The 5,315-nt window shown below is 33.8% G+C and carries 9 protein-coding genes; all 9 read left to right on the forward strand.

From position 1 onward, the window contains the following. A partial coding sequence (rpsE, locus tag ACKI44_RS09285; protein WP_407423717.1) for a 30S ribosomal protein S5 occupies positions 1 to 541 on the forward strand: 541 nt, incomplete at its 5' end. 12 nt (positions 542 to 553) lie between these two features. Then, complete coding sequence (locus tag ACKI44_RS09290; RefSeq protein ID WP_407423719.1) at positions 554 to 1,012, forward strand: 50S ribosomal protein L30; 459 nt, start codon at positions 554 to 556, stop codon at positions 1,010 to 1,012. A gap of 14 nt (positions 1,013 to 1,026) precedes the next feature. Then, positions 1,027 to 1,464, forward strand: coding sequence for an uL15m family ribosomal protein (locus tag ACKI44_RS09295; RefSeq protein ID WP_303736254.1), 438 nt, complete (start codon positions 1,027 to 1,029; stop codon positions 1,462 to 1,464). 29 nt (positions 1,465 to 1,493) lie between these two features. Next, on the forward strand, positions 1,494 to 2,858 hold the full coding sequence (secY, locus tag ACKI44_RS09300; protein ID WP_407423721.1) for a preprotein translocase subunit SecY: 1,365 nt from the start codon (positions 1,494 to 1,496) through the stop codon (positions 2,856 to 2,858). Positions 2,859 to 2,892: 34 nt separating this feature from the next. Next, the gene (locus tag ACKI44_RS09305; protein ID WP_303736252.1) at positions 2,893 to 3,450 is read left to right on the forward strand and encodes an adenylate kinase; all 558 of its coding nucleotides are present in this window, start codon (positions 2,893 to 2,895) and stop codon (positions 3,448 to 3,450) included. Between the two features lie 9 nt (positions 3,451 to 3,459). Continuing rightward, a complete protein-coding gene (locus tag ACKI44_RS09310; protein WP_407423723.1) occupies positions 3,460 to 4,050 on the forward strand; it encodes a DUF106 domain-containing protein in 591 nt (196 codons plus the stop codon). Between the two features lie 119 nt (positions 4,051 to 4,169). Beyond that, positions 4,170 to 4,436: a 50S ribosomal protein L34e gene (locus ACKI44_RS09315; protein WP_303736250.1), complete on the forward strand. Its 267-nt coding sequence runs from the start codon at positions 4,170 to 4,172 to the stop codon at positions 4,434 to 4,436. Next, positions 4,436 to 4,954 carry a (d)CMP kinase gene (gene cmk, locus ACKI44_RS09320; RefSeq protein WP_407423726.1) on the forward strand — a complete coding sequence of 173 codons (519 nt, stop codon included), beginning with the start codon at positions 4,436 to 4,438 and terminating at the stop codon, positions 4,952 to 4,954. The genes ACKI44_RS09315 and cmk overlap by 1 nt, the downstream gene beginning before the upstream one ends. After that, on the forward strand, positions 4,954 to 5,175 hold the full coding sequence (locus ACKI44_RS09325) for a 50S ribosomal protein L14e (protein ID WP_407423728.1): 222 nt from the start codon (positions 4,954 to 4,956) through the stop codon (positions 5,173 to 5,175). Before cmk ends, ACKI44_RS09325 begins: the two co-directional genes overlap by 1 nt. Positions 5,176 to 5,315 lie beyond the last annotated feature (140 nt).

Raw genomic sequence — 5,315 nt, forward strand, 5'->3', positions numbered from 1 at the left:
TCCAATTATGGAATTAGAAATAGTTGATGCCTTAATTCCAGATTTAGAAGAAGAAGTAATGGATGTTAACTTAGTTCAAAGGATGCACAAATCTGGTAGAAAAGTTAATTTCAGAGTAATTGTTGCTGTAGGTAACAAAGACGGTTATGTCGGATTAGGTCAAGGTAAAGCTAAAGAGGTTGGACCTGCAATCAGAAAAGCTGTAGATAATGCTAAATATAACATTATTAAAGTAAGAAGAGGCTGTGGTGATTGGGGTTGTGTTTGTGGTAGAGAACACACCGTACCTTTCAAAGTACAAGGTAAAGTCAGCAGTGTTAGTGTAAACTTAATGCCTGCACCTGCAGGAGTAGGTTTAGTAATTGGTGATGTTGGTAAAACCATTTTAAAACTTGCTGGTATTCACGATGTATGGTCTCAATCATTTGGTCAAACCCAAACTACTGTTAACTTTGCAAATGCAGTATTTGATGCTTTAAAAACCTTAAGTGAGGTAAAAGCAAGTAAAGAAGACCTCAAGAAAATGGGAGTTAACTATTAATTGGTGATGATTATGTTTTTAGTTATTAGAGTTAGAGGAACTACTGGTGTCATTCAAAAAGTTGCTGACACTTTACACATGTTAAGACTTAACAGAATCAACCACGCAGTATTAGTTGAAGAAAATCCTAGTTTTGAAGGTATGCTTCAAAAGTCTAAGGATTACATTACCTGGGGTGAAATCGATGCTGAACTTTTAGCTGAAATCATTGCTAAAAGAGGCAGAATCGAAGGTAATAACAAAGTTACTGATGAATTTGTAGCTGAAAATTCAGATTACAAAGACATTGCTGAATTATCAGAAGCTGTAATCAAATCAGAAGTTAAATTAGCTGATGTGGGAATTAAACCTGTATTCCGTTTACACCCTCCTAGAAAAGGATATGAAGATATCCGTTTATCCATTAACGAAGGTGGATCATTAGGTTACAGGGGCGAAGAAATTAAAGATCTTGCAAAAAGAATGCTTTAAATTAGGTGTTTATTATGATTAGAACAAAACGTAAAATTAACAAACTTAGAGGTTCTAGATCCAACGGAGGAGGCTGTACTAAAAAACGTAGAGGTGCAGGTAACAAAGGTGGAAAAGGTAAAGCTGGAGCCGGAAAACAACACTGGACCTGGACTGTAATCCACGACCCAGATCATTTCGGTAAACACGGTTTTAAAAGACCTCAAAAAATGATTAAAAAAGTTAATTCAGTTAACTTAAGTTACTTAGAAGAAAAAGCTGATGATTTAATCGCTAGTGGAAAAGCATCAATGGATGGAGACGCAATTGTCATTGACGTTACCGAATTAGGTTATGACAAAGTTTTAGCTAAAGGTAAAATCTCTAAAACTTTCAAAATTTCCGCTCCAAAATTCTCAGCATCTGCTATTGAAAAAATTGAAGAAGTAGGAGGAGAAGCTATAGAATTATAGTTTTCTCTTAAATTTTTTAGAGGAATAAAATGTCATCTCTCGAAGTATTAGAGCCATTGTTTAAGTTTTTGCCTGAAGTAAAATCTCCTGTTCACAATGAAGATTTTAATGAAAAACTTAAATGGACTGCTCTTATTTTGGTATTATATTACTTTTTAACTCAAATACCATTATATGGTTTAAGTTCTGCGGCTGTAGACCAATTCGCTGCTTTAAGAGCAGTTATGGCTGGAAGTTTTGGTTCAATTCTTACTTTAGGAATTGGTCCTATTGTTACTGCATCTATCGTATTGCAATTGTTAGTCGGTTCCAATCTTTTGGACTTGGATCTTTCGTCACACAAGGATAAGTCTCACTTTCAAGCTACCCAGAAGCTTTTATCAATTGTTTTCACAATATTTGAAGCTGGTGTTTTAGTATTAACTGGTAACTTAGTACCAATTGATAATTCTTATCTTGGTGTATTATTCCTTCAACTTGTAATCGGTGCAGTTTTAGTAATTTATCTGGATGAAGTTGTTTCAAAATGGGGATTCGGTAGTGGTATCGGTTTATTCATTGCTGCAGGTGTATGTCAAGCTATTCTTGTCGGAACATTCAATTTCTTGCCTGGAACTGATGGATTAATGACTGGTGCTATTCCAGGATTTATACAATCTATCACTATGGGTTCAGCTAATTTCTCATTATTGATTCCATTAATTGCAACATTCTGTGTATTTGCTGTTGTTGTATATGGTGAATCAATTCGTGTTGAAATTCCAATTTCCCACGGTTCAGTTAGAGGACACGGAAGAATCAGAGGTTCTGTCGGTAAATACCCATTAAAATTTGTTTATGCAAGTAACATGCCGGTTATTTTGACCAGTGCACTTTTGGTTAACGTTTCACTTTTAGCAAATGTTTTCCAAAAAATTGGTTTCCCTATTTTAGGTACAGTCGAAAACGGTAAGGCTGTAAGCGGTGTTGCATGGTTATTATCAACTCCTAACAAGATTAGTTACTTTGTTACAGAACCGATTCACGTTCTTGTATATGCAATATTCTTCTTGGCATGTTGTATTTTATTCTCATACCTATGGGTTGAAATCAGTGGATTAAATGCTAAGAAAATCTCAGAACAGCTTTATAATTCAGGTATTCAGATACCTGGTTTCAGAAGTAGTAAACGTCAATTGTATAAAATTTTAAAGAAATATATTCCTGCACTTACCATTTTAAGTGGTATATATGTAGGTCTCATTGCATTCTTTGCAGATTTAACCGGTGCTTTAGGTGGAGGTACTGGGGTATTGCTTACTGTAGGTATTATACATAAGCTTTACGAAGAAATGGCAGAAGAACAATTAATGTCATCAAATCCACTACTCAGAAAATTCTTGGGAGGAGACTAATCTTCTCCATATATTTTTTAAATGAGGGGTTAAATTGAAATTAGTAGTATTAACAGGAATTCCAGGTTCAGGTAGTACCACTGTACTTAATAAAGCTCTTGAAGAAGTTGATTATGTACATTTAAACTATGGGGACATAATGACTGAACTTGCAATTGAAGAAAAAATTGTAGATGATAGGGATGCTTTAAGAAAATTACCTGCTGAAACTCAAAAAGAGATTCAAGCTAAAGCTGCTAAAAGAATTAAAGAAAGATCCAAGGAAGACAATGTTATTGTAGACACTCACTGTACTATCAATACTCCTTCTGGATTTTTACCAGGACTTCCTATATGGGTTTTAGAACAATTACAACCTGATTTATTCATTATGGTTGAAGCAAATCCTGATGAGATTATTTACAGAAGAATGAATGATGACACTCGTTCCCGTGATGTTGAAAAAGCTAGCGATATTCAATTACATCAAGAAATGAATAGGGCTGCTTCCATGGCATATGCAACACTCACTGGAGCTACTGTTAAAATCATTGCAAACCATGATAATCATTTGCCACAAACAATATCAAAATTAGTGGATGTTTTAAAATAGGTGAGTAATATGGCTGATATCTTTGGTATGTTTAGTGGTGGAATATTGAATGCTTTAAATGCTGTATTCAATCCGCTGCTTGCATTGGATCCAAATCCACAAAATCCTGCATTAACTGTATTGGTTATTGCATTTATTGTTTCATTAATTACAACTATTGCAAACAAATATTTGGTTGATCAGGAAAAAGTTAATGAAAACCAAAAAAGATCAAAAGAACTTTCTTCAAGAATGAGGGAAGCTCAAAAGAAAGGAGATGGAAAGGAACTTGCTAAGCTTCAAGCTGAGCAAACAGAAATGCTTAAAGACCAAAATGCGGTAATGATGGAATCATTCAAGCCAATGCTGGTTACTTTTGTTCCTATTATTTTAATTTTCTTTTGGATGAGGACTTCTGTTATCAGTAATATAGTCTTAATCTTACCTGCTCCTGCATATTGGCTTACTTTAACTCCATTCTGGCATTTCATTGGTCAATTCTTGTATGGAGGAAAAGCAACTATTCCATATGGTATTGGCTGGTTATTATGGTATATGATTTGTACTTTTGGTATGAGTCAAATATTAAGAAAATTCTTAGGATTCAAACAAGGGTTCTAATTTAACCCTTGAATCTTATACATTTATTAATGATGAAATAGATATATAATAGTATTCTATTTTGAATACGCTATTACACAATTATTAAATTTTTTATTAAATTAATCAAAGGTGATTAAATGCCTGCAAATAGGTTTAGATCAAGATCATATAAAAGAATGAGAAAAAACACTCCTGGTGGAGATAATGTTTTAAGATACAAAAAGAAAAAACCATCTAAGCACGTTTGTGCTGAATGTGGTGCTGTCTTACATGGAGTTCCTCGTGGACGTCCATATGAAATGGGTAAACTTTCAAAAACCGCAAAAAGACCTAGCCGTCCTTACGGTGGGTACTTATGTACTAAATGTATGCGTAAACATTTCAAACAAGAGGCTAGAAAATAATGATTATTACTATAGGTGGATTGGCAGGTACCGGAACAACAACCACTGCAGAATTGCTTAGTGAAAAACTGGATATTCCATTTATTTCTGCAGGATCTGTATTTAGGGATATGGCTCGTGAAAGAGGCATGTCTGTTCTGGAATTTGGTGAGTTTGCCGAAGGTAATGATGATATAGATAAAGAGATTGATAAAAGACAAGCGGAACTGGCTAAGGCTGCAGACAATTTAATAGTTGAAGGCAGGTTATCTGCTTATTTTGTTGAAGCTGATTTAAAACTTTGGTTAGTAACTCCATTTGATGTTCGTTCTGGAAGAATAGCTGAAAGGGAGTCAAAATCTGTAGAATTAGCAAGCGAGGAAATTATTGCTCGTGAAAAAAGTGAAGCTTTAAGATATATGGATATTCATAATATTGACATTTCAAACATGGATATTTATGATTTAATTATTAATACTGGTACATTCGATCCCGAAAAAGTATCAGAAATCATTTTAACAACATTAAAGGTGATATAATGGCATCAATTGAAGTAGGAAGAGTATGTGTTAAAACTGCTGGAAGAGAAGCTGGTGAAAAATGTGCAATCGTTGAAATCATCGATGAAAACTTTGTAGAAGTAATCGGAGAAGCTGTTAAAAACAGAAGATGTAATATTTCTCACTTAGAACCAACCGAAGATTCCATCGATGTTTCTGGTGATGTTGAATCTATCAAAGCAGCTTTAGCTGATTTATAAGTGAATAATTAATTATATTATTCATTATTCTTTTTATTTATACTATTTTTTTTTATTAATTTTCCAAGGTTTTTTTCATGAAGTTTAACATGGTAACTAAATCTCAAAGTTTTACTAATCCTGAGTTTGGTTGTAAACCT

The sequence above is a fragment of the Methanobrevibacter sp. genome (assembly GCF_045646205.1).
Taxonomy (GTDB): Archaea; Methanobacteriota; Methanobacteria; order Methanobacteriales; family Methanobacteriaceae; genus Methanocatella.

Excerpts from the sequence above, each read along its gene's own strand:
- ACKI44_RS09295 (WP_303736254.1), top strand. The coding sequence starts at position 1,027 with ATGATTAGAACAAAACGTAAAATTAACAAACTTAGAGGTTCTAGATCC.
- ACKI44_RS09315 (WP_303736250.1), top strand. The coding sequence starts at position 4,170 with ATGCCTGCAAATAGGTTTAGATCAAGATCATATAAAAGAATGAGAAAA.
- secY (WP_407423721.1), top strand. The coding sequence starts at position 1,494 with ATGTCATCTCTCGAAGTATTAGAGCCATTGTTTAAGTTTTTGCCTGAA.
- ACKI44_RS09325 (WP_407423728.1), top strand. The coding sequence starts at position 4,954 with ATGGCATCAATTGAAGTAGGAAGAGTATGTGTTAAAACTGCTGGAAGA.
- ACKI44_RS09310 (WP_407423723.1), top strand. The coding sequence starts at position 3,460 with ATGGCTGATATCTTTGGTATGTTTAGTGGTGGAATATTGAATGCTTTA.
- cmk (WP_407423726.1), top strand. The coding sequence starts at position 4,436 with ATGATTATTACTATAGGTGGATTGGCAGGTACCGGAACAACAACCACT.
- ACKI44_RS09290 (WP_407423719.1), top strand. The coding sequence starts at position 554 with ATGTTTTTAGTTATTAGAGTTAGAGGAACTACTGGTGTCATTCAAAAA.